6 protein-coding genes are annotated in these 4,239 nt (G+C 67.6%); all 6 read right to left on the bottom strand.

Annotated elements, in window-relative coordinates; translation table 11 throughout:
• Positions 1–527: F0F1 ATP synthase subunit delta (locus tag ABT381_RS24525; RefSeq protein ID WP_351598246.1), on the bottom strand; the 527-nt coding region annotated here is incomplete at its 3' end.
• Complete coding sequence (locus tag ABT381_RS24520) at positions 524–1,093, bottom strand: F0F1 ATP synthase subunit B (RefSeq protein ID WP_351598244.1); 570 nt, start codon at positions 1,091–1,093, stop codon at positions 524–526. The genes ABT381_RS24525 and ABT381_RS24520, both read right to left, overlap by 4 nt.
• Positions 1,094–1,134: 41 nt before the next feature.
• Positions 1,135–1,386, bottom strand: coding sequence for an ATP synthase F0 subunit C (atpE, locus tag ABT381_RS24515; RefSeq protein ID WP_351598242.1), 252 nt, complete (start codon positions 1,384–1,386; stop codon positions 1,135–1,137).
• Between the two features lie 78 nt (positions 1,387–1,464).
• Positions 1,465–2,280: a F0F1 ATP synthase subunit A gene (atpB, locus tag ABT381_RS24510; RefSeq protein ID WP_502965717.1), complete on the bottom strand. Its 816-nt coding sequence runs from the start codon at positions 2,278–2,280 to the stop codon at positions 1,465–1,467.
• A 267-nt stretch (positions 2,281–2,547) separates the two neighbouring features.
• Positions 2,548–2,985, bottom strand: a complete 438-nt coding sequence (locus ABT381_RS24505) for a Cg1360 family ATP-synthase-associated protein (RefSeq protein ID WP_351598239.1) — start codon at positions 2,983–2,985, stop codon at positions 2,548–2,550.
• A gap of 325 nt (positions 2,986–3,310) precedes the next feature.
• Positions 3,311–4,239: MraY family glycosyltransferase (locus ABT381_RS24500; protein ID WP_351598236.1), on the bottom strand; the 929-nt coding region annotated here is incomplete at its 5' end.

Below are 4,239 nucleotides of genomic sequence, written 5' to 3'. Positions count from 1 at the left end.
GCGACGAGTCGGACCACCAGCCGCTCGGTGACCGCGTTGGCGCGGCCGCCCAGCAGCGAGCGGATCAGCTCGGCCTTGGCCGCGTTGTCCGCCCGGCGGTCGACCAGTGCGGAGCGCAGCTCGGGCGAGGAGGAGACGATCCGGCCGAACCGGAACAGCTCGTCCTCCACGTCGTCGAGCGCACCGGACCGCTGTGCGGCGACGAGGTCGGCGCTGTACGCCAGCTCCTCGATGCCGTCCACCAGGTCGCGCGACTGCGACCAGCGGGAGCGGACCATGCCGGAGACCAGATCGACGGTCTCGCCGCCGACCTGGCCGCCCAGCAGGCGCCCGGCCAGCTCGGCCTTGGCCTCGCCGGCCTGCGCCGGGTCGGTGAGGACCCGACGCAGCGACACCTCGCGGTCGAGCAGCGCGGTGACGGCAGCCAGCTCCTCGGCGAGCTTCGCCGCGTCGACGGTCGCGTTGTCCGTCAGCGCGTCGAGACGCTCGCGTGCGGAGGCCAGTGCCTCGCGGCTCGCTCCATTCATCGGCCGGCCTCGGCCTTCGCCGTGTCGGTCGCCGCCTTCGTCTCGAGCTCGTCGAGGAAGCGGTCGATCGTGCGGCTCTGCCGGGCGTGGTCCTCGAGGGACTCACCGACGAGCTTGCCGGCCAGGTCGGTGGCGAGCTTGCCCACGTCCTGACGCAGCGTCTGCGCGGCCTGCTTCCGGTCAGCCTCGATCTGGGCGTGACCGGCGGCGATGATCTCCTCACGCTGCCGCTGGCCTTCCGCGCGCATCTCGGCGATGAGCGCGGCGCCCTGCTCCTGCGCCTCCTGGCGCAGACGCGCGGCCTCGTGGCGGGCGTCGGCGAGCTGGGCCCGGTAGTCCTCGAGGACCTGCTGAGCCTCGGCCTGCGCGGCCTCCGCCTTCTCCATGCCGCCTTCGATCGCCGCACGGCGCTCGTCCAGAACCTTGTTGATGTTCGGAAGAAGCTTCTTGGCGAGGAAGCCGAAAACGATGAAGAAGGCGATCAGGCCGATGATGAGCTCTGGGATCGGCGGCACGAGCGGGTTCTCGGGAACCTCGACCTCGCTCGCCAGGATCAGGGCGTTCACATCAATGCCTTCCGTCTAAAGGGTTCGTCGATGCGCTCGGTTTACTTGTAAACGAAGCCCATGACGATGCCGATGAGGGCGAGCGCCTCACAGAAGGCGAAACCCATGATCTGGTTGGTGCGGATCAGGCCGGCGGCCTCGGGCTGGCGGGCCAGGGCCTGGGTGCCGTTACCGAAGATGATGCCGACGCCGACGCCGGGGCCGATCGCGGCGAGGCCGTAGCCGATGGCGGCGACGTTGCCGGACACGGTGTCGGTGGCGGCGAGGTTGACCATGTCGAGAGCAGCGGACATGCCGTTACTTCCTTCTCTTGCACGGACCGGTGGGGGTTGGCCACCGGACGTCTGGTGGTTATCGGGGAGGCGGGGTGCTCAGTGGTGCTCGGCGAGCGCGCCCTGGACGTAGTTGCAGGCCAGCAGCACGAACACGTACGCCTGGACGGCCTGGATGAACAGCTCGAAGGCGGTCATCAGAATGGTCATGACGAACGAGGCACCGGCGTAGACGACGCCGACACCGTTCAGCAGGTACCAGCTGGCGATCGTGAACATCACGATCAGCATGTGGCCCGCGAACATGTTCGCGAACAGTCGGACCGCGTGCGTGAACGGCCGGATGATCAGGTTCGAGACGAACTCCAGCACGACGATCAGCGGCAGAACCCAGCCGAGCGACTTGTCGAAGCCGGTGATGTTCTTCCAGCCGCCGACGAACCCGTGCTTCTTGAAGGTGAGGCTCACCCACAGCAGCCAGACCACGATGGCCAGGCCCGCGGGGAAGGCGATGACCGACGTCACCGGGAACTGGGCGACCGGAATGATCGACCACAGGTTCATGATCCACACGAAGAAGAACAGCGCGACCATGAAGGGGACGTACTTCTCGCCCTCCTTCTTGCCGAGCGCGTCGTAAACGAGCCCGCGGCGCACGAAGTCGTAACCCGCTTCGCCGATCATCTGGAGCTTGCCCGGCACGACCTTCGCCCGGCCGAATGCGGCCCAGAAGAACCACACGACGACGACCGTGCTCAGCAGAGCCAGCAGCATCGGCTTGTTGAAGTTGAAGCTGCCGATCGAGAAGAGCGGGTCGAAGACGAACGAGTGCAGGCCGGGAGCCTCGAAGCCACACCCTGGAATGAAGAGGTGACACTCGGTATTAAAGGCGAGCGTATTCATGTCAGCACTCACCGCGAGCTCCTTCAGCGTGGCGCATAGGTACGGCAACCTCGTTGTGTCGGCGCGGCGTTGATCCGCGGAACGGCACTGGACTGGTCTTACGGATTTGGGGGCGGCACATCGGCACTGGGCCGGTTCGTATCACAGGCGGGGGCCGCAGGAGTTGGTCGTCCTCCTGCCCCGGGGGACTCGGGAGCCGCGCCGCCTGCGCCAACTGTGCCGCAGATGGCACCGGACGATAGCAGGCTCTCGCGGCTGCGTTTATCCCGGCCCTACGTCTCACGTCGTGGACCCCGCCGTTTCCGCGCGCTTCGCTTCGGCGGCGTCGGGGTCGACGTAGAGAATCTTCGCCTTCATGTACCCGCGGGCCTGTGCGCCGATCCACACGAGGGTGGCGGCGAGCAGCGAGAACGCGAAGGTCTTGGTGTCGAAAAGGGCCGTGTCCTTGAACGCCATCAGGAAGACCGCGACGATCAGGATCTGTACCGCGTACAGCAGCAGCCCCATCATCTGGAACAGCGAAGGGTATTTCTTCGCGGTCTGCTGCAGGACGACGAGGCTGACACCCATCACGAAGAGCACCAGCACCACACCGACCGCGGCACCGGTCGCGCCCTTTCCGCCGGCCACCAGCGCACTGACGACGACGGCGAGGGCGCCGACGACGAGCGTGGGGACGAGGCAACGAAGAAACAGGCGAGCGTCATGTGACTGCATGGCGGCGCTCCGGCGGGGTGGGGGCAGGTGTGCTCGCGGACGAGCGTAGACCCGGCACGACGGCGAGATGACGAGCCGTGTGGCCCGTCCGACTCGGGACTTACGGCTCTATCACCGGGTCTCGTGAACGGTATCACAAACTATTTGATGAGGTCTTTACCTACTTCGTGTGCTACCTGTCACACGTGAGCAGTACCCCGCGCGTTGGTGCGCTGACGGCCGTCGTTTTGTGTGCTATGCGGCCGGAATGGTCGGATTTTCAGTGTGGCGAACATAATCTCGAAAAAAGCTGGGGCGATGCTGACGAGTTTCCGGAACCCGCGCTTCAGCGCCGGTTGTCGGCCCCGCGCCAGTCGGTGAACCGGGACCGGTCACCGATCGCGGTGGCCCCGTGGATCCCCGCCGGCACCGGCTCCCGCTGCTCCCCATCCGGCCCGGCCGCCGCACCGGACGGCCCGGCTTCCGGAGCCGCGCTCCACGCCGCGGCCGTGCCCGCCTGCCGCCGGTAGCGCGGCGGCACCATCCACTGCGCCCAGCGCGGCGCCCGCGGCCGGAACCGCGGCAGCAGCAGGAGACCGAGGCCCACCGCGCTCAGCGCGACGATGCCCAGGACGATCCAGACGCTCGCGTTGTTCACCGAGTACGCCACCGCGCCGAACGCGATCAGCCCCGACCAGAAGTACATGATCAGCACGGCCCGGCTGTGCGAGTGGCCGACCTCCAGCAGCCGGTGGTGCAGGTGGCCGCGGTCGGCCGTGAACGGCGACTGGCCGTTCCAGGTCCGCCGCACGATCGCCAGTACCAGGTCGGCGAAGGGCACCGCGATGATCGTCAGCGGCAGCAGCAGCGGGATGTAGACCGGCACCATCGTGTGCACGGCGGCCCGCTCCGAACCGGCGAACAGCTGCATCGCGTCCGGGTCCACCTGACCGGTGACCGAGATCGCGCCCGCCGCCAGCACCAGCCCGATCAGCATCGAGCCCGAGTCGCCCATGAAGATCCGCGCCGGGTGCATGTTGTGCGGCAGGAAGCCCAGGCACATGCCCATCAGGACCGCGGCGAAGAGCGAGGCGGGCGCCGCCGCCTCCAGGCCGTAGCCGTACCAGATGCGGTACGCGTACATGAAGAACGCGGCGGCCGCGATGCACACCATCCCGGAGGCGAGCCCGTCCAGGCCGTCGACGAAGTTCACCGCGTTGATGGTGATGACGACCAGCGCCACGGTGAGCAGCGTGCCCTGCATGGGGGTCAGCA

The organism is Streptomyces sp. NPDC000151, assembly GCF_040301705.1.
GTDB lineage: Bacteria > Actinomycetota > Actinomycetes > Streptomycetales > Streptomycetaceae > Streptomyces.
This window is presented reverse-complemented; position numbering and strand designations above follow the sequence as displayed.